Source organism: Scytonema sp. HK-05 (assembly GCF_963872035.1).
In the GTDB taxonomy this organism is placed as follows: domain Bacteria; phylum Cyanobacteriota; class Cyanobacteriia; order Cyanobacteriales; family Nostocaceae; genus Kalymmatonema.
In genome coordinates, this window is the sequence record NZ_CAWMYC010000103.1 from 95,378 (window position 1) to 118,463 (window position 23,086).

Sequence of the window (23,086 nt, forward strand, 5' to 3'; positions counted from 1 at the left end):
AAGAAGAATAACTGCTCTTGTCTAATGACCGATGACTAATGACTAATGACTAATGACTAATGACCAATGACCAATGACTACATGATTTTAAGTTTCTTCGAGAGGAATAATCTGCCGTTTTGCTTCTAAGGGTGGCACTTCTAGTTGGCGTTCTTTAGAGATAACCAACTGAGGTAAGGGGGTATTGGGAGCAACAATGCCACCAGACACTACAATTTTAAAGGCATCTTCAATGGACAATGACAGATTTATAACCTCGTCTTCCGGAACAACTGCATACCATCCAGTGGTGGGATTGGGGGTTGTTGGTATGAAAACGCTCAACATCGGGCGAGACATCTGAGCCTGGATCTCGCTACTAATGATACCCGTAACAAAGCCGATCGCCCAGATTCCTGCCCGTGGATATTCTACTAAAATTACACGGCGAAACTTGCCGTTGCTATCTTTTAAGAGTGTTTCTAAAATTTGCTTGAGAGTTTTGTAAACCTGTCCAGCTAAGGGAATTGCCTGCAACAGTCGCTCACCTACATCTAGTAACCACCGTCCTGCAATATTTCGAGCCATCAAGCCAATCAGCAGAATACTCAGTAGTGGTACCATCAGTCCCACTAAGAGATCCAGTAGATTCACCAAGATGGGGTGCATTCCCTGAAATGGATTTAGTTGTTTAGGAATTTGGGTGAGAAAGTTGATGACCCAATTTGCAACAGTAATCGTAAGCCAAATGGTAGTTGCTAGGGGAATCACGACTAGCAACCCAGCAATCAGGTCATTTTTGAGGTCTTGTTTCCAACGATTGATTGCCAAGCCGCTATTCTCCTTTTTTAGGCAGGTGGAACTTCTTTGATTGGTACTCATACCAGTAGGTTCGTCAAATGGGGAGGACAGTCTTGTGCAGTTTGGAGTGGTGGTTTTTGCCGAAGCGCGCTTCTTGCTTGACGGGCAAGATGCCGCCATTATCTGTCCAACACGGCACAGAGTGAGCACTAATGCCGCAAAAAATGCCTGCTTTTGCAGCAAACCCAGCGATTTTCCTGACTGTGTGCAGATAGAGGCGGACTAAGCAGGGTGGGGGCTAGCAAGTCTAACGACTTGTGACTTTTCTTTTTAAAACTTAGTAAACTATTGTTGCAAACCTTTTAACGTATTACTAATACTACCTTGCTACATAAAAAGCTGCTAATTGTTCTAAGAAGGGATCACCGAACTTTGTTAGTATTTTTGCTCATAAGTGGCGCTCTCTGCGGCACAATCAGCTCATCTAGAATTATGTGAAAAATATTAAGTTCTATTAAATATAACATTAATGAAATCTAGTTGGTATTTGGGCGTCGCATAAAAATCAATTTTGGGGTAGTCGCTCAACTCCTAACTAACACATTTTAAAACCTTTATAGAGCAGGGCTTTTAGCCAAACAAGAATGCAGGTGTTTGTTTTATTTGTTGCGAGGCGGTTTAATACTTTTGATTTGTTACCTTCACTTTTGACTTCCCCCTCGTGGGGCGCTCATATGTTGCACCATTCTCGATGATCTGGCTTGCCTGCTCGGAGTTTGAACTTGTCCTGTATCGGTTAACTTCAGCCCTAAAATGCATTGCCAATTAGTTCTTTCTCTGATAGGAGTGAAAGTTTAGAACTTTGAATTCCGTCGGAAGTCAAAGAAGCTTTCCAGACACTCTTGCCAAGCAAGATTGCGGCTCAATTTTTGCTGACTCCAAGACAGTGCAGCTTGCTCAAAAATCTCTGAGAAACTGGGACACAGAGGAGCCAGATCAGCGAGGCGATTGACTTTGATTTTTTGGGCGATCGCCATTGCAACAACATTAATTAACTCTCCTGCTTCTGCACCAAAGAGCGAAGCGCCCAAAATTTCTCCATTACGTAGGACAATTAGTTTACACATACCCGTAGTTTCATCTCGGATTTGGGCAGCTGATAATGTTTTAAAAAACTGCCGCAAAACAATAACTTCATCAGGACTATATCCGCGTTTGGCTTGCGCTTCTGTTAAACCGACTTGTGCAAACATTGGGTTCGTAAATACTGCCCAAGGAATATGCCGATAATTAACTTTCAACCTAGGGAAAAAGAGTGCATTTTGCAAAGCTACTCTCGCTTCGTAATGAGCAATATTGACAAATTCATACCCACCAATCACATCACCACAAGCCCAAATGCGCTTATTTGTAGTTTGCAGTTTGTCATTCACCAGCAGGCGGCGCTGATTCCATTTCACGTCTACCGCTGCCAAATTTAAAGATTCAATATTTGGCTGCTGTGCCCTCGCGACTACGATTTCATCTGTTTCAATTGCCTTATCTCCCACCTGAAGCCATTTTTTATCCTCAATTTGTCTTACTTGAGTGACTCGTGTATTGGTAAAGACGCGCACACCTTCTGCTTCCAACTGACTGCAAAGCAGTTGGGCTATCTCAGAATCAACATCGGGAAGAATATTCGGGTGTTCTACAACCAAGGTCACATCATAACCAAACCGTACTAGAGTTTGAGCTAGTTCGATGCTTTGGGGAATACCGCCAATAATCACCCACTGTAATGGTGGTGTAGAACGCGATCGCGCTTGCCAAATTTGAGGAATGGTCAGAAAGCCAGTTCTTTGTAATCCTTCAATCTCTGGAATTGCCGGACGCGAACCTGTAGCAAGCAAATAATTACGTGCGCGTAGCGTTCGCTCATTAACGGCAAATGAGAGATGGGGTGACGATTCAAATTGACCATTGCCCAAGATGACATCCACTCCTTGGGCAGCTATAACGGCAGGTGAATGCTGCTCTTGGAGATTGGAGACAACGCCATGAGCATACAGCATTGCTTGGGGTATATCTACAGAAATTTGGCATTTTTCTGAGTTATCAGCACACGAAGTATGAAGCCCAATTTGGGCTGCATCACCCAGTTGCTTGGCAAGGTTGCTGATATGGCTTAGAGCATGGTGAGAAATAAATTCGTAAGGTGCATTAACAAAGTTAAACGCACCGTTGGTCGTTGGTTCCACCAAAGCTACCTTGGCTCTTAGTTGAGAAGCAGTAAGGGCAGCATAGCGTCCAGCTAAACTGCCACCAATAATCACAACATCGTAGTCAATAGTCACGTTATTTGTCCTTTGTCTTTTGTCAATTGTCCTTCGTGAGACCAGTCCTGCAGGCGGTGAGACCAGTGCTGAAGGAGGGTTTCCCTCCGCAGGCAACTGGCGAACCCGAAGGGGTTTCCCGCCGTAGGGAACTGGCGAACCCGTCAGGGTCAATTGTCCTTTCTCTTAATGACTAATGACTAATCACTAATGACTAATGATAGAGCTTCCAGCAAGCGCTGGTTATCTAACCCGGAGCGTACGGCTACCCGGAAATACCTATCGCCTAGTTCCGAAAAACTTAGGCAATCACGAATGAAAATTTGGTGATGCTTGAGTAATTTTTGCTGCAACTGCGAACTAGATTGTTGTGATTCAACGAGTAAAAAATTAGCCGCACTTTGCAGGGGTTGCAATCCACTTAAAGAAGCTAAACCCTGGAAGAGTTGATTTCGTGCTGGTGGTAGCCATGCCCAGGTTTGGTCTTGAAACTGTTTATCGCCAACGGCAGCGACTGCTGCCGCTGCTGCCAAGGTATTTACGGGCCAGGGGTCACGCCACAATTGCCAGCGCCGCAAACGGTCGGGGTGGGCGATCGCATATCCCAGTCGCAAACCAGGAAGACTGTAGAACTTGGTGAGCGATCGCAAAATCACTAAGTTTGGATATTCCTGCACCACCTCTATCAGGCTTTGTTCCTGTTCTGGGGGCAGAAAATCCATAAAAGCTTCATCCACCACCACCAAGGCAAATTCCTTCAAGTATGGCAAAATGGCTTCCCGCGAAAATAATTTTCCCGTAGGGTTATGGGGGTTATTCAGCAGCAAGCCCCAGTTAGTGCTGAGTTGTGAATGCTGAGTGCTGAGTACTGCCTTTAACTCAGAACTCGGTATTCGTTGCTCACAACTGATAATAGGGAACTCCAGTACCTCAGCGTGGTATGCCGCCAGCGCCCGGTAGTAGTCGCCAAAGGCTGGAGTTATCAAAGCTGTTGCGGCTAACTGTGCCAATTCCCGACCTGCCAGTGAAAGTAATTCTGCCGAGCCGTTACCCGGCAAAATCCATTCAGGAGGCAGTTGATGAAAGTGACTGAGAGCAAGTCTCAGTTCACCGTAATCAGGATCTGGATAGTGCCTGAGGTTGCCCAATTGGGATTCAATTGCCGCTAAAGCGCTGTTTGGAGGTCCCAACGGGCTGATGCTGGCAGAAAAATCCAGAATAGCACTTGGGGGACAGCCAGCTAACGCTGCTGCCCAAGCTAGATTTCCCCCGTGTGCAGGTTGCCGCATAGAAAAAGGGTGCCCTAAAAAAGAACCTAAGATTTTGGGGGTGCAACCTTTTCTCTAAACAATTTTCCAGCTGAAAAAGCAGGCACCTTTGTTGCTGGAATTTCCATCTTCTCATTTGTTTTGGGGTTACGACCTTCGCGGGCTTTACGTTCCCGTGATTCAAATGAGCCAAATCCCACCAAGGTGACTTTATCGCCAGAGGAAACAGCTTCGATGATGGTTTCCAAAGCCGCAGTTAAGACTGCATCAGCTTGTTTTTTAGTAACACTAGCCTTTTCAGCTACGGCATCAACCAATTCACCTTTATTCATGTCAAACTCCTTAGGTTTACTTGAGATTGTGTACAGATACGCCCTGACACATCTTTACTTAAATCTCTGTTTGGAGATTTACAAAAGCCGGCCTTATGGGTCTTTATGCTTAAAGAGGCTGTAATTCCCATAGGCTCGACTTTTCAATGAATCATTCTAAAGTGTCGTAGCCAGATGTGGATAGATGAAACCATTAATTTATATAGATTTCAGGATTTTTTTTATAAATCGGGCAATAGTTTCACGAAAAACCACCCCTAAAGTAGGAAAAAATACTTAGTAAAAACCCCTGTTGCTAGGGGAACAGGGGGGAGTGGAGGAATAAACAGGTGGGTTGGTAGTTTGTCAATGTTAAGTTTCATGACTGTATTTCATGAATTTATGGGCTTGAGCTTATTGAGATCCCCGACAACTTTTACGAAGTCGGGGATCTTGTTTTGATTCGTGACTCCGATTCAGTAGGGAAGCTGTTTCGCTCATCGCTGTATTTTAACGCTTTGGCACATGCATTCCACCACGTTCGAGCATTTGCCGTACATCTGGGCTAGGGGTGTAGTTATAGCCAAAAGACGAGCGCTCTGAATCTTCTACAATTTGAGGCGTGAGCAATACAATCACCTCGCTGCGATCGCTAGTTTTGTTTGTTCTTCTAAATAAAGCACCGAGGATAGGAATATCACCCAAGATCGGAATCTTGGACACAGTCACCCGGTCTGAATCTTGAATGATACCGCTAAGAATTAGCGTCTGACCGTCTCGGAGGCGAATTAAGCCAGAATTTAGCGAACGCTGAGATACCAAAAAGATTTGTTGGCTACCGCCTCCAACATTTATGTCAACTGGAGCTTGGGGTGCTTTTACAACAGGAGCTACCGATAAAGAAACAAAACCATTATCGTCAATCCGTTCAACTTTAACAGCTAGCGTTAAACCTACTTGCTCTTTATCCGCTGTAATCGTTTCTGTGGCAAGATTCTGATCGCGAACTATTTGCCTTTGAATATTGCCTACCACTTCTTGAGTCAAGTTAACATTAGCGCTTTGACCTTCTTGCACAATTAGAGTTGGGTCAGTCAAAATCTTCGCATTACCATTTGTCACCTGAGCTTGCAAACTAGCTAGCAAACGTCTAGGGAATTTTAAGGGATTATCTGGTTGAGGGTTATTGATTGTTGGAGAACTACTTAGACTATTGGTCACTTCATTAGCGTTAGCTGGTCTGGAACCCCCAAAATTCAGAACTGCAGCACCGCCATCATTGGTAAAAAAGTTGTTGCCTATGCCAAAGGAGAAGCTGGTGTTAAAGTTTTTTGTGTTTTGTAAATCAACATTAACAATTTTTACATTGATTACAACTTGCCGACGGCGGATATCAAGCTGAGTGAGTTGAGCGATCGCCATTTCAATTTGCCTGGGAGGACCAATTAAAGTAATCGAATTGGTGCGCTCGTCTCCTAATGCTTGTAAACCTCGCAGTAGAGGATTAGAGTCTTTAAAATCAATGCGTTGAGTTTCAATTCTAGTTTCTGTAGTAGTCTGGGTTTGGGTTATGGGGTTAGCTCCAGCCCCCACAGGCACAGCATTAACACTGGTAACGGCTCGTTCGCGACTGACGGCGGTTTCTGCCCCCAAGCCGACTAAAAAGTTCAATGCTACTCCCACCGTTACCTGATTGAGTCGCATACCACGCACAATCACATCACGGGTAGAATTGGGCAGTTTTGCTCCCACAAAAATTGTCCTTCCGCTGCGGTTCGCTTCAAGACCGCTGAGGCGCAAGACATAGTTAAAAACATCTTGAACTGGCTCGTTTTCTATATCCAACGAAATTGTTGGTCCCTCACCCCCAGTAGTACCTTGCTGTCCTCCAGCAGCTTGCTCACCTGCTTCTCTTGCTGCAAAAGCCAGGTTAAGACCAGCAGCACGGGCAAGCAGTGACAAAACCTCGCGTACCGGAGCGTCCCGCAAAACTAAGCGAGACACTCGTTCTTGAGTTCCCAAGTCAATATTACTAGGAGAAGCATCAATATTTGAGATGGCTATATCACCTACTGGTGGTGCAACGGCTCTAGGTAAGAAAGGTGGAGCTTGGTTCGTGTTTGAACCTGGTGCTTGTGTAGGTGTGCCGTTAATGCTAACTTGTGGGTTCGGAACGAGAACGTCTGGCTTTTGACTTTGTTGAGGTGAAGGAGAAGGCGGTGCTGCTTGTGTTCCTTGTGTTGAGGTAAAACCAAGAATAATTTCATTTTGGTTTCGCACTACAGGTTGGCTGTTGGGGGTGCTGCTGGTTCCAGTCACTCTTAGTTGGATGCTAGTAGCATCGAGCTGATTAACCGTCACTGAGGCAATTCCTGGAGCCGGATTGTCTTGGCGGAAACTATTTCCTTGTGGTAAACGTAATTGAGTATTAATAATATCTGCGACTAAAGTATTACCTTTTTTTGTCGTAAAAATTTGTGGGCGTGAGCCTGAGGCAATTGTCAATGTTACGTTAATTCCACCATCAACTGGACTAAGCTGCACTTCAGTAATTTGAGTAGTCTGTGCCCATACTGGTTGAGCCGCTAAAAAAACCATTGCAGCAGCATCTAATACAACACTACTAGCGTGAAGCTGTTTCACAGTTTATTCCTCATAATTAGAAAACTATCTATAAATCAAGCCCTTACTACATTTAAAAGTGTTTATTTATGCCCATCTACTTATTATTTGGTTTTGCCGTAGCAGCAGCCGCGACTTCCTCTTGACTGAGTGGCATTAATGCTTGTAACTGGAAAGATGTACTAATAGGTGCTGGTCCAACTCTAGGCATCACAGTTTTGTCCTGTTGAGTTGCTCCTTCTGGTGCCAAACTTGATTGATAGTCTTTCACTATTAACAAAGGCTGTAACCGCTCTATATTACGGAGAATGGATTGTGTTTGCTCGTAGGTTCCGATGATTTCGATATTGATACTGCTGCGTTTTAGCTTGCCATTTACCAATGAACCAAGACTGCCATCAGTAATCGGTTCAGCCTTTCCAGTAGGGACGTATTTCCTTAGTTTTGCTCTCACTGCATTAAGAGGAATTTGAGTATTGCCAGATTCAACTAAGCGATTGAGATCCAGCGGTAGTGTATCCAAGGTTTTTTCATTAGCAAATAAAGCTAAAACTTGGAGTTGTTGCTGTTTGGAAAGTACTTGCTCCTGTTTGACTGTGTCCATTTGTTGAATGATACTTTTCTTTTGGTCAACAACTTCCTGTAATTGCTTCTCTGTTGTTTGCTGCTGTTGAAGAGTATTCCATGCTGGCATCACGGAATTTATCAGCATATAAACTGCTCCTGCAAGCCCTAAACTCCCTAGGATAATACCGATAAGTTTTGGTGTTAGGGGAATGCCAAAAATAACGAGTGAACTTGGAGAAGCTGTATCAAATTCCGTGCTTTCTACAAAGTTGAAATCATCATTGAAAGTCATTTCTGAATGACTCCTATCTGTTGCATACTGCGGATTCTATTCACTAGTCCTACTGTGCCTTTTTGTTCCAATTCCCGAATTAATTCAGAAGCGGGAACATCACTGAGACTGGATTGAATTGTGTATTTGACTATTTGGGGTGCTTTAATTTCTATGCTCGTAGTAGATTGAAAGCCGAGTTGTATCGGTGCATCTACTAACTCTGCTGTGATAATTTTTGTCTGTGCAGCTTTGAAGAAACGAGACTGTTGCAAACTCAGCATAAAATCGTTGACATCGCCAAAGGAGCGAGCAAACCCTGAAATTTCCACACCTCCAGCAGGATTGGGTGCTGGTTGTCCTTCTGTTGGGGCTGTGGGTGGAATTTGCTTGATGCTATCAATTTGCACAGTTGCTGGGATGCGATCGCCCAAATCTTGTAACACAGCTGACCAAGGACGAATCTGGTCAAAAACACTAACTAAAGCTTGAGTTTCCTGCTTAATTTTGTTTGTTTCTTCTTTGATTTTGTTGATATTTGCTATTTCTATCCTGAGCCTTTGATTCTCCTGTTCTAATTGTGCTCTGTTCTGCTCTATTTCACGATTTTTTGCTTGCAAAAACCACCAACTCGTTCCCATTAAAGATGGTAAAAATATACTGACTGCTATTCCTATATACAGTGGGGTGAAATCTCGAGTACGTAGAGATATTGCTGGTCGGTTCTTTTTAGAATTCTTCTGGTAAATTGAGCGGTCTTTGAGAAAGTTAATCTCTAAGCTGTACATTGTATATATTTTTTACTCTTTAATTTGCATAGTATCAACAGACAGGAAACCTACCACTTTTAGGTGATTCTCTTGTTTTTGAATTTTGAATTTTGAATTTTGAATTTTCATCGTACCTCCCGCATTCCTAAACCAAGCACTACCCCCAATCCAGGACGTTGGGCTACGGGGTATTTCTCTTCGTCAATTTGCAATGACAAAGCGGCTATTGGGTCTATTTGAGAGGTTGGCAAACTTAATCGTTGTGTAAAAAACTCATCAATTTGTTCCAGTCCGCCGCCTGGTCCTGCTAGCATGATTTGCGCTACCTCCAAATTTTCATTTTGATGTAGATAAAAATTAATGGAACGGCGTAGTTCATCTGTGAGTTCTCCTAACACCCGCATCATCGCTACCATACCTGGGTTCATTTCAGGAACGCCAGTTTTCTCTTCATCATCTATAGGAGTTAAAGGAATAGACATTCCATACAAAAGTTCTATATCTCGTGAAACGGGTAAACCCATTGCTCGAGATATAGCAATTTGCATTTGATACGTTCCAATGGGAACGGTACGCGAAAATTGCGGCACTCCATTCACAACGATCGCTATTTCTGTGCTGTCGAATTCTATATCCACGAGCACTGCTGCTTCTTGTGGTCCGTATTGTCGCAATTGTTCGCGAAGTGTCCGAATCAGAGCAAAACTGTTAATCTCTAAAACATCAATTTGCAATCCAGCTTGTTCAAATGTATCTATAAAGCTATCGGTAATTTCCTTACGAGTAGCAACTAGCAATACCTGTACCTTTTCGATGCCATCGTGATCTACAAAGTACCCAAGTTTCTGATAGTCTACATCAGCTTCTTCACGAGGATAAGGTAAATACAAACCTGCTTCGTGGTTAAGTACCATCTCCTGTAGTTCTTTGTCATCTAACTCTGCTGGCACGGATATAAGGCGTATAATTGAGTATCGCCCTGGTACAGCGGTAGCAACACGAAAAGCTTTGATTTTACTTTCAGCGATCGCTTCCTGGATGAGTTCCGCCATTGTTGCGGGATCAGTGATTTGACCATTAACAAAAACACCTTCTGGAACCGACACTGATGTTAAAGTTTCTAGTTTCAAACCTTGGCGTTGCTTGCGTAGCTGAACTAAATTCACGCGTTGCGGTGCTAGTTCTATGCCAACCCCTTGGTAATATTTACCAAATAAAGTCTTGAATTGCCTAACCACAGTTTTGCCCGTTCGACTACCAATCGAAAAATCAAATGATATTAAGAATTGATATTGTAGCTAGAAAATTGTTTTAGCCTATAATCTCCACAATTTTGCATAAGCACTTCACCCTGAACAAGATAAAAAAGTACAAGCACGATGGTTAGAATTCAAAAGTTCAAAAGATTAATTGTTTGGGCGTTACTCGGTGTATTGACCAGTTGGATTGTTAGTTGTGGTACAGGAAATGTCAGCAATACCACAAAACAGGCATCATCAGGAGCGGCAAATGTTGAGTTTTGGACAATGCAACTCCAACCTCAATTTACCAACTACTTTAAAAGCCTAATTGCGTCTTTTGAGTCACAAAATCCAGGTATAAAAGTTAGCTGGGTTGATGTACCCTGGACGGCAATGGAGAACAAAATTTTAACAGCTGTTTCCGCAAAAACACCACCTGATGTTGTCAACCTCAATCCGGATTTTGCTTCCCAACTTGCAGGACGAAATGCCTGGTTAGATTTGGATGCAAAACTTCCAAATGAAGTGCGTTCCTCATATTTACCGAATATCTGGAAAGCTAGCACGCTCAATGACAAGAGTTTTGGGATTCCCTGGTACCTCACCACTCGGCTAACCATTTATAACACCGATTTATTAAAACAGGCAGGTATCAACAAGCCACCTGCTACCTACCCTGAATTAGCGCAGGTGGCTCAACAAATTAAAGACAAAACCGGTAAGTATGCCTTTTTTGTGACGTTCGTCCCCCAAGATGCTGGTGAGGTGCTAGAGTCCTTTGCACAAATGGGGGTCACTTTGCTAGATGCTGGGGGTAAAGCAGCTTTTAACTCCCCACAAGGTAAAGCAGTGTTTCAGTATTGGGTAGATTTATACAAAAAAGGGCTTCTACCCAAAGAAACATTGACACAAGGACACCGTCATGCAATAGATTTGTACCAAGCAGGAGAAACGGCGTTGCTGTTTTCTGGTGGGGAGTTTCTTGAGAACATTAACAAAAATGCCCCAGCAATAGCTAAAGTTTCCGCAACTGCACCACAAATCACAGGTGAAAACGGCAAGAAAAATGTCGCTGTGATGAACGTCGTTATCCCCCGCGACAGCAAACAACCCGACGCCGCCCTCAAATTCGCCTTGTTTCTTACAAATGACGAGAATCAGCTCTCTTTTGCCAAAGCAGCCAACGTTCTCCCGTCTACAGTCAAGTCGCTGGCTGACAGCTACTTCAAAGATGCACCCGCCAATGCCTCGGCTTTAGATCAAGCGCGAGTAATTAGCGCCCAAGAACTGCAACAAGCAGAGGTATTAACTCCCAGGCTTAAGGATATAAAACTTTTGCAAAAGGCAATCTACGAGAATTTGCAAGCAGCAATGCTGGGTGAGAAGACAGTAGATAAAGCTGTAGAGGATGCAGCACAGGAGTGGAATAGCACCAGAAGTTAGCTTAATCCAAAAGAAACTTCACTGTACCTGTACGGTTATACCTAGACGCGTATCCCTCACGCGACGCTGGTGCAACGGCGCACCGGTTGGATACCAAGCTTTTGGGGTGATTTGAGCGATCGCCTGGTTCTCTTTGAAATTCCATTTCAGCCTTGTCAGCAAGCGTTTCAACAATTTCGCGAAACGCATTGAAATTTCGGGGAGGGCGTTGCCCTTGTGCGGCAACCGGGATGATATTCTATCTTTAGCTCAACTGTTACAACGGTTTACGTAGTAAAGTGATTGAAGGTAATATCTTGCCATGAAGCGTTTCTTTCAAAAAGTAATCGTTTTTACCTTTGTTATGCTTAGCGTGTGTTTTCTGTTTCAGAACCCTAGCTTTGCAAAGACAAGTGATTCCCAAGCACAACCACAAGTTCAAGATTCCACTTCATCAGGTTCTCAATCAAGTAACCCAAGTTCTAACTTAAATAAAAGTGAATGGAATATTACATCTGTTCCCATACGTCCACTCAAACCAGGCTTTGAGTGGGAAGTGAAATCTGAAGAAAATGGTAAGAAGTTAGTAATTTTACATAACGGCGAAGAAGCTTTAACACTTGTGAAAGAATAGCAAGCATCGATTATTAGGGCTGGGGTTGAACTTACTCCAGCCCTAATTTGAGTAAATGCGACGATTGAACATAAATAAAACCCTAGGGAGAGCGATCGCCATCAGGGGTTCGCTGCTGTTCGATAAATTTTGTGCATATTTACGGATTTCTTCCTAGATCTGCGTAGGTTTTTAGAAACGGTTTTTGGCAGTCTCATAGAATTGAAAAAAGTAAAAAGAAACATACGTACAAACACACGTAGGGTGGGCACTGCCAGTCAGATTCTGCCCACTATACGAGGGCTTTAGTAGCAGTGCCCACCGTACAAAAATGTAAAACAAACAAGACAGTCTGTGAAGCGATGTGGGCTGTTGTCATACAATAGACCCCGACTTACATGAGTTCCCACGATTCGTTATGAGCTACTTCCGTCCTGCCATTGATACCATGACTGGCTACATTCCTGGTGAACAGCCCAAACCAGGAACAAAAATTATCAAACTCAACACAAATGAAAATCCCTATCCGCCTTCCCCAAAGGCGATGGAAGTGCTGCAAAATTTAGATAGTGAGTGGCTACGGCGCTACCCTGATCCATTTGCGAGAGAGTTTTGTCAGGCAGTCAGTGATGCGTTGGGAGTGCCTGCAGATTGGATCATTGTGGGTAATGGGAGCGATGAACTGCTGAATGTGCTGATACGCTGCTGTGCGGAGGGAAATGAACGCAAAGTCGTGTATCCCGTACCAACCTACGTGCTGTATCGGACTTTAGCAGCTATCCAACCTGCCCAAGTGGTTGAAGTTCCTTACTCTGCCAACTTTCAGTTACCAATCAAGGAACTCGTTGCGGCAAATGGAGCAATTACGTTTATTGCTTCTCCGAACAGTCCGTCTGGTCATGTGGTACCTTTGGATGATCTGCGGGAATTAGCGCAGCAAGTCTCAGGAATTGTGGCGATTGATGAGGCTTACGTTGACTTTGCTGAGTATAGCGCGTTGCCATTAGTGCAAGAATTCGAGAACGTGATTGTGTTACGTACTTTGTCGAAAGGGTATTCCTTGGCAGGCTTGCGGATGGGCTTTGGAGTGGCAAATCCAAAACTTGGCTCGGGGTTATTTAAGGTAAAAGACAGTTACAACATTGATGCGATCGCCATAGCAGTCGGTACAGCAGCAATGCGGGATCAAGCATACAAAAATGCTTGTGCAGATAAAGTGAAAATATCGCGGACAAAGCTAACCCTAGACTTGAAGAATCTGGGATGGAGAGTGCTTGATTCTCAGGGTAACTTTGTTTTGGCAACTCCTCACGAGGGAAATGCAGAGTCTCTTTACTTGGCTCTGAAAGAACTCGGAATCTTGGTGCGTTACTATAAGCAACCTGGGTTAGAAGATAAGCTGCGGATTACAGTTGGTACGGATGAGCAAAATCAGACGTTAATAGAAGCGTTAGTTAGCTTGATTAACAAAATCAGAATAGAAAATGCTTGAAAAAATCAGAATTGGAAAAGCTTCATTAAGCGACTTTGAAGAAATAGATAAATTTGATATTTTTGCCGGAGATAGAAAAGCGGAAATACAAAGAGAAGAATGTTATGTGGCTACACACGAAAAAATAATTACAGGATATGTAACGTTTGACTATACTTTTTACAGCAGACCTTTTATTCGATTTTTGTGTATCCGCCCTGATTTCAAAAGAAAAGGAATCGGAAACAAAATCATGGAATTTGTAGAGCAAATATGTGAAGGAAAAATCATATTTTCCTCAACCGAGAGTGATAATTTGGCGATGATAAAGTTATTTGAGAAGAGAGAATACAAAATATCAGGTGTGATTGAGAATTTGCAGATACAAACAGAAATAGTATATTGCAAAGATTTGACATCCTCGTCGCCGTAAACGACCGCGATTCGGTAGTCGATCAGCTCCGCTATAAATTATCTGTGTCCATCTGTGTCCATCTGTGGTTTCATTTTCATTCAATTGACTTTTGCAAGAAGCCTACTCATTTTGAACCGTAGTTGCTAAAAAATGCCCGACTAAGTATAGCGAACCGCACAAGATTACCAAATTGTCCGTCGAGGTAAAAGCTGCCTCTAGCGCTGGTAATAAATCTAGATAAGTACAGCAAAAACTTAATTCTGAGCAAACACTCTGAGCCAGTTTTGCTAATTCCCCAGGATCTGCTGAACTGTGATCTGGAACTGGCACTAAATATAATCGGTCATTTGGTCGCAGTAAGGCTTTGAAAATATCCACATGGTCTTTTGTGGAGAGCATTCCCATCACCCAATTCACAGAGTGCTGAGTCGTCTCCCCTCCCTGCTTGCGGAGAGCAGCGCCGTGCGGGGGTTCCCCCCGTTGAGGCGACTGCGGGGGAGGGGCTGGGGGTGGGGTTAAACTATCCACATAATCTCGCAAAACTTGCGCGGCTGCTGGATTATGAGCGCCATCTAGCAACAATTTATGGTTTTTCCAACTTGTCCATTGTATTCGCCCCAGCCATTTAGTATTCGCCATTCCTGTAATGATGGCTTGCTCAGAAATCTGCCAACCCTGTGTTTGTAAAATTTCTATAGCAGCTAAAGCCAAAGCTGAATTTGTCAACTGAAATTGCCCCTGTAACGGTAAGGGGTATTTAATGAACTTTGTAGACGCCCTATCGGCGGCTTCCCGGAGGGTATGATGAATTGTTTGATACTCTGCCCATCCTGCGTCAATTTGACGTGCTGGCTGCGGTGTTATAAGAGGGCATTGTAATTCTAAAGCACGCGATCGCACGACTTGTTCTGCCTCGCTTGGCAATGTTCCCACAACAGCAGGACATCCAGATTTGAGAATACCAGCTTTTTCTCTGGCAATATCGGCAACAGTAGGACCAAGAACCTGCCAATGTTCACGGCTAATGGAAGTGATGATGGTGACGAGGGGGTTCAAGCAAACATTTGTAGCATCCAAGCGTCCTCCCAATCCAACTTCTATCACTGCCACATCGACTTTAGCTTGTGCAAAATATAACCAAGCTGCTGCGGTAATCACTTCAAACTGCGTTGGCGGCTCTTCATCTTGTTGAATAGCAGCTTGCACTTGCAGTAATACTTGGCACAATTGTTCAGAGGAAATCGGCTGTTCGTTGAGACAAATGCGTTCTGTCCAATCAACCAAATGAGGTGAGGTGTAGCGTCCTGTACGATAACCCGCTGCGGTGAGAATAGAAGAAAGGTAGGCACAGACGGAACCTTTACCGTTAGTACCTGCAACATGAATTATCGGAACTTGATGATGGGGATTTCCAAGATTTGCCAGTAGTTTAACAATGCGTTCCAATCCAAGATGGACGCCAAAGTGTTGGAAGGGCTGTAGTAAGGAGTTAATATCCACGAAAGATAGTCAGGAGGCTAAGGTGAGGAAAATTTAAAAAGAACGCAGAACACAGAACATAGAACCCACAATAGATCCCCATAACCGGGCGTTGGAAAAGCTGCCTTGGACATGAAATATATCTTTCTTTTTTTCCCATAACCGCCACGGGGGCTTGTATCCTTTTTTGATTCTGACTACTGAATTCTAAATTCTGAGTTCTTCAGTAAAAATAAAACCGACTGCTCGTATCATTAAAAACAGTCGGTTAAATATTTATAGTGATAATTTGATTCTAGGCTTCTCTATTCAAAAAGTTTTGTAATTGATTTAAAGCAGCAGCACCAATGTTAAACGCAGCCCAACTAGCAGCAATCAGAACTGGCGCTAAAACAATTGCTACACGCATATCAATGTCCATATTTACAACCCCTCTGTTATGTAGAAATAAAGTTTTGTCAAGTACTCTCATTTTTATTTTTAACTGAAGTGGTGAATTTTCCCAAACAAAATGTAAAGAATATTTACAATTTCCGCGTTTCTCTCACTCAGGTACCGTAAACCCGATATCCGTACCCTTGCCAGCATGAAAGTCGGCTAACTTTTTGTAACGTTGGGCGTGTTCGATGAGTTCTGCTGCTTCATCTGGTGAGATTTGGCGCACAACTTTCCCAGGAACGCCTACAACAAGGGATAAAGGCGGTACATCTTTAGTAACGACTGCGCCTGCACCAATAATGCTACCACTCCCTACCCGTACCCCATCTAGAACAATTGCGCCAATCCCGATCAAGCTGCCGCGTTCAATATAAGCGGAATGTATGACAGCGCGATGCCCTACGGTAACATGATCTTCTAATACCGTAGGTTTACCTGGATCACCGTGTAATATTGCTCCATCCTGAATGTTTGTACATTCGCCAATTTCTATGCTTTCCAGATCTCCCCTGACAACTGCACCGTACCATATGCTCACGCCTGCTGCAATTTTTACCGAACCCATAACAACAGCATTCGCTGCTATGAAGGCAGCTTGAGAAATATCGGGAGAAGACCAGTAGGAAGCGATAGACACGGTAGAATAGAACGGTAGAATAAAAATGTGGTACCCAGGAACACTGGAGGAACTCCAACCTTGGTAGGTCGCATTCACCAGGATATCACGGTGTACAGTCTTGAATATCAAGAGCAGCAGTAAGTCAGTACCCGAGTGAGGTGGAGCAGAAGTGTAAAAGGAACCAATATTACTGGTGGAGACAAAAATATGTTTTTACGCACTTCATGATGAATCCAGGCTTGCAGTACCCTATATTCGGTCCAGAAATTCAGTGTCCCCACTGCCGCCAAACAATCCCGGCTTTGACACTAACAGATACGTATTTATGTCCACGTCACGGCGCGTTTGAAGCTAATCCGAAAACTGGAGAATTAATCCACCTACAATCAGGGCGTCATTGGCGACGATGGAATGGCGAATGGTATCGGCAGCATACTCATCCCGATGGCATTCGATTTGAAATTCACGAAGCACTAGACAAGCTCTATACCCAAGGGTACCGAGCAACACGGGTGATCATTGCCAGACGCTATCAAGAGTTGATGAGTGGTTACCTAGAGCGTAGCACCCCTTGGCGTTCTGGACAGCCGGAGATGACTTCGGCGCGACTTTATGGTTTGCCTGTAGAGTTTAGCCCCGATTCTTCGGAAGATCCCTGTTGGGAAGTGATTAATTTCGATTTGGAAAAAGAGCCTGGTGTGCCAGTGCGCTATCCCTATTTCAGATTATTTGAGTAAAGATCCAACGTCAAAAGTCATTAGTCTAAATTTTCATAAGTTATGACTAATGACTGATGACTTATAATTAAAATTATGCATCACGCTTCTATTCGTACAGCAAATATTCATCGGGCGATCGCCTTCTACGAACAGCTAGGGTTTAGCGTTTGCGAACGCTTCACGACAGGCTACACTCTTGCTTGTTGGCTAGAAGGACTCAACGGCAGAATAGAACTTATCCAAATTCCTCAACCAAAACCTGCTCCAGATGCTTTTGGAGATGAACACTATGTGGGATACTACCATCTCTCATTTGATTTGACTGAGATCACATCAGATTTACCGAGTTGGTTAACAAATTTAAAAGAAAACTTTTTGGTTTTAGCAAAAAATAATTCTGAACTGTTAGAACCACTGAAAATTCTTTTAGAACCTACACAGCAGCAAATAGGTAATCATCTTTACGAAGTAGCTTTTATTGCAGATCCTGATGGTTTGCCCTTGGAATTCATCCGTGTATTAGCAACACTTTCATAGTTGAATAGTTGAACTTAAAATTTTTTGTCTGTAAAATAAATTTTTCTTCTCTGTAGTCTTGTTGAGAGCACACCGGACTCAGAGAAGCTCAACTATATTGAAGAAAAAAATCTGTAATTTAATTTACAGTTTGCGTAGTAAAATACATGCCTGTGTTGCGTAAATTGCATCGATATCGTTTTCCTTTGTTATTATTAAGTTTTTGGTTGATGACGGTGTTGTTGCTTGGAGATGCATCTTCTTTTAGCAAGATTACAGCCGCTTCCACCTGGTTAAACTCAGATAAAATAATCGTATCAAAAAAAACAATACCTCCGTTGATAGAAAATGTTTGCAAAACAGTCTTGGACAATGGTCTGACTGTTCTTACTAGAGAAGTACACTCCAGCCCAGTGGTGACTGTGCAGGTATGGTACAAAGTGGGATCACGTAACGAAGAACCTGGATTAAATGGCATTGCTCATCAGTTAGAACACATGATGTTTAAAGGCACAAAAAATCGTCCAATTCAATTTGGAAGATTGTTAAGTGCTTTGGGCAGTGACTCAAACGCTTTCACGAGCTATGACCAAACGGTATACTACAATACAGCAGAGCGCGATAAGCTGACAGCTTTGTTAGAGCTAGAAGCAGACAGAATGCAAAATGCTGTGATTGATTCTGTGGAACTAGCAAGCGAAAAGCGAGTTGTGATTTCCGAGTTGCAAGGTTACGAAAATAGCCCTGAGTACCGCCTCAGCCGCGCTGTCATGCAAGCGGCGTTCCCTAACCATGCTTACGGATTACCTGTTGGTGGTACTGAAGCTGATGTGCAAAAGTTTGATTTAGAGCAGGTGCGGAAGTACTATGATAATTTCTACACTCCTGATAATGCTGTTGTAGTGATTGTTGGAGATTTCCAAACCGAACCAACCCTCGAAGCAGTTAAAGAGATTTTTGGGAAAATACCTAAGAGTGAGAAGTCAGGAGTCAGGAGTCAGGAGTCAGGAGTCAAGAGTCAGGAGTCAGGAGTCAGGAGTAAAGAATCAAAACAGAGGACTCCCATTGTTTTGAGGGAACCAGGAGCTGGAACGTTATTGCACGCAGTATATCCGTTACCGGATGCGAATCATCCGGATGTGCCAGCGTTGGATTTGATGGATCGTATATTAACAGACGGACGGAATTCTCGCCTTGAGCAGGTATTGGTAGAATCTGGTTTAGCGAGTGATGTTTCCGCTTCTGTAATTAGCTTGCTTGAATCAGGCTGGTATGAGTTGTCGGTAACGGCTGATCCCGATCAAGACTTGAAAAAAATTGACTCAGTTCTTAGAAGTGCGATCGCCAAACTTACACAAAAAGGAGTCACAATAGAAGAACTGAATCGAGCCAAGGCGCAGTTGCAAGCGTCTGTGATTTTGAGTAACCGTGATATCACCAGTCTGGCGTTGCAATTGGGTAATGACGAAACAACAGCAGGTGATTATCACTATACAGAAAAATACTTAGCAGCTATTCGCCAAGTAACAGCGGCGGATGTGCAGCGTGTCGCAACAAAATACCTCAAACCGGAAGCACGTACAGTGGGCTTTTTTAAGCCAACTCAAGTCAAGGCAACGGGGAATGGTGAGAAGACGAACTCCAAACACAACACGGAAAATTTTGCTTCAGGTGCTGTGAATACACAGGAAGTGGCAAAATACCTACCGACGGTAGATTTGACTAGTGTTCCTAGAAGTCATACGCTGCCAGAGCAATTTACATTATCTAACGGTTTACGGGTATTGCTCGTTTCTGACACTAGCACTCCCACAGTGACACTTTCAGGTTACGTCAAAGCTGGTAGGGAATTTGACCCAGAGGATAAAGCTGGACTGGCGTCTGTTGTGGCAGAAAACTTAATGAATGGCACAAAAACAAAGGACGTTTTAACTGTTGCCAAAACCTTAGAAGATCGGGGAGCAAGCCTTGAGTTTGAAACGTACCGAGAAGGTGTGCGGATTGAAGGTGATAGCTTGGCGGCTGACTTACCGATTCTGATTCAGACATTAGCAGATGTTGTCAAAAATGCTAATTTTCCCACCAAAGAGTTAGAACTGACTCGCAAACACGCCTTGACTGCGTTGAAGCATGAGTTAGATGATCCCTCAGAAGTCGCAGAAAGAACATTTGTACAATCGGTTTACCCGAAAAAACATCCCTTACATACATTTCCAACAGAGCAAACTTTGCGACGGATTAACCGTAAGGATGTTCTTGAATTTAAAACAAAACATTACCGTCCAGACACGACAGTCCTAGCGCTGGTAGGAGATTTTGCTCCAGATCAAGTCAAAGCACTTATAAAAAGTGAGTTTGGTAACTGGAAAGCAAGCGGTTCACCACCAACTTTGAACTATCCAGCGGATATAATACCAGAAAAAGTTGTGAGCGTCAACTCTGTTGTTCCGGGTAAAGCTCAAGCGATTACCTACATGGGTAACACAGGGATTAACCGCAAAGATCCGCGCTTTTTTGCAGCTCAGGTATTGAATCAGATTTTGGGGGGCGATACTTTATCGAGTCGGCTAGGAGCAGAAGTGCGCGATCGCCTTGGGCTAACCTACGGAATATACAGCAACTTCCTTGCTGGAAGCAATTTTGGAACATTTTTGATTGAGATGCAAACTTCTCCAGAAGATACACGTCAGGCGATCGCCAGTACCCGCGAACTCCTCAAGGAAATTCATGAAAAAGGCGTCACTGAACCGGAAGTAGAGACAGCTAAACGCATCTTGATCAGCAACTACATCATATCCCTGGCAGATCCAGAGGAATTAACACATAAAATTCTGATGAATGAAGTGTACGGGCTAGATAAAGAGGAATTGCGCCATTGTACCGAAAAAATTCAAGCAGTCAACCTTGACCAAGTCAATCAAGCAGCCCGTGAGTTACTTTATCCAGATAAAATTGTTGTAGTGACAGCTGGACCTGCTGTATTTGCAGACCAAGGCATGATGAGTCATTAGTTGTACAGACGCGATGGCGCAGTGTTGTAGAGACGTGCCATAGCACGTCTCTACAGTAGTAAAAAAGCCTGAAACTACAGTGATGGGGTATGACTGGATAGTATCAGGTTTGATCGGAAACGCAAACGCGGGGACATAAAAATTTTTGACTTATCAGTAATTATGAGAACTTGATATAAATAATCACAAGTCATTAACAGTGCAAAATTCAATTTTTTTTAAGAGGATGTTTTAAAAGTGGCTAGTTATGTATCACAAACTTTTCGATCCCCCGAAATCCCCCTTAATAAGGGGGACTTTGAGATTATTTTCCCCCCTTTTTAAGGGGGGCTAGGGGGGATCTCGATACAAATCGGTAGTTTACAAACATCTTCTAAGACTGCAAACTGGATCTATTGCCGCTAGAGTGCAGTTTAAGTACTCTTAAGCTTTATAAGACAGCTTTTGGCAAAAAATAAGTTAACTTAAATATAGGTATTGTTTCTCAACAAGTTAGAAGAACTAAAGTTAAAAGAACTATTGATATACAAGCGACAAGGCACAGATATTCATTAATTTCCCATGAACATTCTTAGTAACCTGCTTTCTCAACCAGCTCAAAACAAGCCTCAAAAAAAGCAACGCCGAGGAATTGAAATCAAATCGCCGCGTGAAATTGAAATTATGCGGCAATCAGGAAAAATAGTGGCAACCGTGCTAAAAGAAATTTCCGAGCTGGTAAAGCCAGGTATGACCACAGCTGATTTGGATGCTCATGCGGAAAGACGCATCCGGGAAATGGATGCAACACCTAGCTTTAAAGGATATCACGGTTTTCCTGGTTCTATCTGCTCCAGTATCAACAATGAAGTTGTACATGGCATTCCTAATGCCAAAAAAGTCATCCGCCCTGGAGATGTTTTAAAAGTCGATACCGGCGCATATTACCAAGGCTTTCATGGTGATTCTTGTATTACAATTGCTGTGGGCGAAGTCACTCCAGAAGCTGCAAGACTGATTCGCGTAGCAGAAGAAGCTCTTTTCAAAGGCATTGAACAGGTGAAAGCAGGAAACTGCCTGATGGATATTGCTGGAGCAATTGAAGACCATGTGAAGGCAAATAAGTTTAGTGTAGTACAGGACTTTACCGGACACGGTGTTGGTCGTAACCTGCATGAAGAACCTTCAGTTTTCAACTTCCGCACCCGCGAAATGCCAAATGTTAAACTCCGTGCGGGAATGACGCTGGCAATTGAGCCAATTTTGAATGCTGGTTCTAAGTATACACGCACCTTATCTGACCGTTGGACAGCTGTGACGGTAGATAATTCTCTATCCGCTCAGTTTGAGCATACTGTGTTGGTGACAGAGACGGGATACGAAATTTTGACGGATCGCTCGAAAGTTTAAATGATGTAAATTTATAATTGAAAATTGAGTTCTTCAGATCCCCGACAACTTTGGCGAAGTCGGGGATCTTGTTTTTTCACAAATCCAAGGGCAGACTGCTATATATAGCGCTTTTCGTTTCAATGAAGTACAAATTTATCTGTGTCCATCTGTGTCCATCTGTGGTTCTTATTTCTTGATGTATTGCACTCAACACTCAAGCGCTATATTATCTTCACTTCATTAATGCTTGAAAGCCTGCTTGTACAAAATGCTGATCAAAGGTCAAAGCTTGAGTCACTTGTGCTTGCATGACTACAAATGAAATGCAATCAACCAAACCCCATGCTTTATCTTGGTACGTTTTGTAGAGTATAAACGCTTGCTCGAATATTTGTGGAGTAAGCCGCACAATTTCTACTTCTTCTGAAGAAAAAAACTGCTCAATGATTTCAACCGCCTTGTCTTTATAATTTCGTGCTAAAGCGTTACCAATTTCCAGCAATACAGCGTCAGTTGTGAGTAAGGAATATCCTTCCAATTTTTCGGCTAATTCGTAGGCTTTTTGGTGATACTGGTCACGCTGGTTAATCAAGGCTACAACAAATAAAGTGTCAACAAATACTTTATTCGACACCCTTTTCCCCACTTACATATAAATCAAGATTGGCAGCAAAATCCTCTGGTGCATCAATCTTGATCTGTTTTAGTTTAGACATGAAGCTTAGTTTCTGTGAGCTTTGTTTAGATTGGGTAAAATTTTTGATGAGGAGATAGAGTTCATCAAGATGTTTTTCGTCAAGGTTGTCAATTTCTGCTTGGATTTTTTCTTTTGTACTCATTTTTGTATCTCCTGTTTTCTTTAATATG

General features: G+C 43.1%; 22 protein-coding genes. 8 read left to right on the forward strand and 14 right to left on the reverse strand.

What is annotated here, in order from left to right; translation table 11 throughout:
* Positions 1-87: 87 nt before the first annotated feature.
* The 8 genes from AACT52_RS18430 to pilM form a co-directional block, all read right to left on the reverse strand.
* Complete coding sequence (locus AACT52_RS18430) at positions 88-861, reverse strand: DUF502 domain-containing protein (RefSeq protein WP_073627007.1); 774 nt, start codon at positions 859-861, stop codon at positions 88-90.
* 773 nt (positions 862-1,634) lie between these two features.
* A complete protein-coding gene (locus tag AACT52_RS18435) occupies positions 1,635-3,116 on the reverse strand; it encodes a dihydrolipoyl dehydrogenase family protein (RefSeq protein WP_073627009.1) in 1,482 nt (493 codons plus the stop codon).
* A 179-nt stretch (positions 3,117-3,295) separates the two neighbouring features.
* On the reverse strand, positions 3,296-4,384 hold the full coding sequence (gene cobD, locus AACT52_RS18440) for a threonine-phosphate decarboxylase CobD (protein ID WP_073627011.1): 1,089 nt from the start codon (positions 4,382-4,384) through the stop codon (positions 3,296-3,298).
* Positions 4,385-4,410: 26 nt separating this feature from the next.
* Positions 4,411-4,695, reverse strand: a complete 285-nt coding sequence (locus tag AACT52_RS18445; RefSeq protein WP_009457351.1) for an HU family DNA-binding protein — start codon at positions 4,693-4,695, stop codon at positions 4,411-4,413.
* Positions 4,696-5,184: 489 nt separating this feature from the next.
* Complete coding sequence (locus tag AACT52_RS18450) at positions 5,185-7,317, reverse strand: type IV pilus secretin family protein (protein ID WP_073627013.1); 2,133 nt, start codon at positions 7,315-7,317, stop codon at positions 5,185-5,187.
* Between the two features lie 76 nt (positions 7,318-7,393).
* On the reverse strand, positions 7,394-8,155 hold the full coding sequence (locus AACT52_RS18455; protein WP_073627015.1) for a pilus assembly protein PilO: 762 nt from the start codon (positions 8,153-8,155) through the stop codon (positions 7,394-7,396).
* Positions 8,152-8,922 carry a PilN domain-containing protein gene (locus AACT52_RS18460; protein WP_073627017.1) on the reverse strand — a complete coding sequence of 257 codons (771 nt, stop codon included), beginning with the start codon at positions 8,920-8,922 and terminating at the stop codon, positions 8,152-8,154. Before AACT52_RS18460 ends, AACT52_RS18455 begins: the two co-directional genes overlap by 4 nt.
* Before the next feature lie 107 nt (positions 8,923-9,029).
* Positions 9,030-10,142 carry a type IV pilus assembly protein PilM gene (gene pilM / locus AACT52_RS18465; RefSeq protein WP_073627018.1) on the reverse strand — a complete coding sequence of 371 codons (1,113 nt, stop codon included), beginning with the start codon at positions 10,140-10,142 and terminating at the stop codon, positions 9,030-9,032.
* A gap of 141 nt (positions 10,143-10,283) precedes the next feature.
* Here pilM and AACT52_RS18470 point away from each other — a divergent pair, with 141 nt between their 5' ends.
* Positions 10,284-11,588, forward strand: a complete 1,305-nt coding sequence (locus tag AACT52_RS18470) for an ABC transporter substrate-binding protein (RefSeq protein WP_073627020.1) — start codon at positions 10,284-10,286, stop codon at positions 11,586-11,588.
* Between the two features lie 18 nt (positions 11,589-11,606).
* Here AACT52_RS18470 and AACT52_RS18475 read toward each other — a convergent pair whose 3' ends face one another.
* On the reverse strand, positions 11,607-11,777 hold the full coding sequence (locus AACT52_RS18475) for a hypothetical protein (RefSeq protein ID WP_158054485.1): 171 nt from the start codon (positions 11,775-11,777) through the stop codon (positions 11,607-11,609).
* A gap of 112 nt (positions 11,778-11,889) precedes the next feature.
* Between AACT52_RS18475 and AACT52_RS18480 the strand changes: the two genes are divergently transcribed.
* The 3 genes from AACT52_RS18480 to AACT52_RS18490 all read left to right on the forward strand — a co-directional run bounded on the left by AACT52_RS18480 (position 11,890) and on the right by AACT52_RS18490 (position 14,084).
* Positions 11,890-12,201, forward strand: coding sequence for a hypothetical protein (locus AACT52_RS18480; RefSeq protein WP_073627022.1), 312 nt, complete (start codon positions 11,890-11,892; stop codon positions 12,199-12,201).
* A 397-nt stretch (positions 12,202-12,598) separates the two neighbouring features.
* Positions 12,599-13,672, forward strand: coding sequence for a histidinol-phosphate transaminase (hisC, locus tag AACT52_RS18485; protein ID WP_073627023.1), 1,074 nt, complete (start codon positions 12,599-12,601; stop codon positions 13,670-13,672).
* Positions 13,665-14,084 carry a GNAT family N-acetyltransferase gene (locus AACT52_RS18490; RefSeq protein WP_073627025.1) on the forward strand — a complete coding sequence of 140 codons (420 nt, stop codon included), beginning with the start codon at positions 13,665-13,667 and terminating at the stop codon, positions 14,082-14,084. Before hisC ends, AACT52_RS18490 begins: the two co-directional genes overlap by 8 nt.
* Before the next feature lie 102 nt (positions 14,085-14,186).
* On the opposite strand, the gene AACT52_RS18495 is transcribed toward AACT52_RS18490, so the two are convergent.
* The 3 genes from AACT52_RS18495 to AACT52_RS18505 all read right to left on the reverse strand — a co-directional run bounded on the left by AACT52_RS18495 (position 14,187) and on the right by AACT52_RS18505 (position 16,620).
* On the reverse strand, positions 14,187-15,566 hold the full coding sequence (locus tag AACT52_RS18495) for a bifunctional folylpolyglutamate synthase/dihydrofolate synthase (protein WP_073627027.1): 1,380 nt from the start codon (positions 15,564-15,566) through the stop codon (positions 14,187-14,189).
* Positions 15,567-15,840: 274 nt separating this feature from the next.
* Positions 15,841-15,966 carry a photosystem II protein Y gene (locus tag AACT52_RS18500; protein ID WP_041040054.1) on the reverse strand — a complete coding sequence of 42 codons (126 nt, stop codon included), beginning with the start codon at positions 15,964-15,966 and terminating at the stop codon, positions 15,841-15,843.
* A 123-nt stretch (positions 15,967-16,089) separates the two neighbouring features.
* Complete coding sequence (locus AACT52_RS18505; protein ID WP_073627163.1) at positions 16,090-16,620, reverse strand: gamma carbonic anhydrase family protein; 531 nt, start codon at positions 16,618-16,620, stop codon at positions 16,090-16,092.
* 209 nt (positions 16,621-16,829) lie between these two features.
* On the opposite strand from AACT52_RS18505, the gene AACT52_RS18510 reads away from it, so the two are divergent.
* From AACT52_RS18510 to map, 4 genes are all read left to right on the forward strand, one after another.
* Positions 16,830-17,339 carry a TIGR02652 family protein gene (locus AACT52_RS18510; RefSeq protein ID WP_443216588.1) on the forward strand — a complete coding sequence of 170 codons (510 nt, stop codon included), beginning with the start codon at positions 16,830-16,832 and terminating at the stop codon, positions 17,337-17,339.
* Between the two features lie 75 nt (positions 17,340-17,414).
* A complete protein-coding gene (locus AACT52_RS18515) occupies positions 17,415-17,858 on the forward strand; it encodes a VOC family protein (RefSeq protein ID WP_073627031.1) in 444 nt (147 codons plus the stop codon).
* A 146-nt stretch (positions 17,859-18,004) separates the two neighbouring features.
* A complete protein-coding gene (locus tag AACT52_RS18520) occupies positions 18,005-20,848 on the forward strand; it encodes a M16 family metallopeptidase (RefSeq protein WP_073627033.1) in 2,844 nt (947 codons plus the stop codon).
* 561 nt (positions 20,849-21,409) lie between these two features.
* Positions 21,410-22,237, forward strand: coding sequence for a type I methionyl aminopeptidase (gene map / locus AACT52_RS18525; RefSeq protein WP_073627035.1), 828 nt, complete (start codon positions 21,410-21,412; stop codon positions 22,235-22,237).
* 214 nt (positions 22,238-22,451) lie between these two features.
* On the opposite strand, the gene AACT52_RS18530 is transcribed toward map, so the two are convergent.
* Entirely contained in the window at positions 22,452-22,853 is a 402-nt protein-coding gene (locus tag AACT52_RS18530) for a type II toxin-antitoxin system VapC family toxin (RefSeq protein ID WP_073627037.1), read from the reverse strand.
* Positions 22,843-23,058: a hypothetical protein gene (locus AACT52_RS18535; RefSeq protein ID WP_073627039.1), complete on the reverse strand. Its 216-nt coding sequence runs from the start codon at positions 23,056-23,058 to the stop codon at positions 22,843-22,845. Before AACT52_RS18535 ends, AACT52_RS18530 begins: the two co-directional genes overlap by 11 nt.
* Positions 23,059-23,086: the final 28 nt, after the last annotated feature.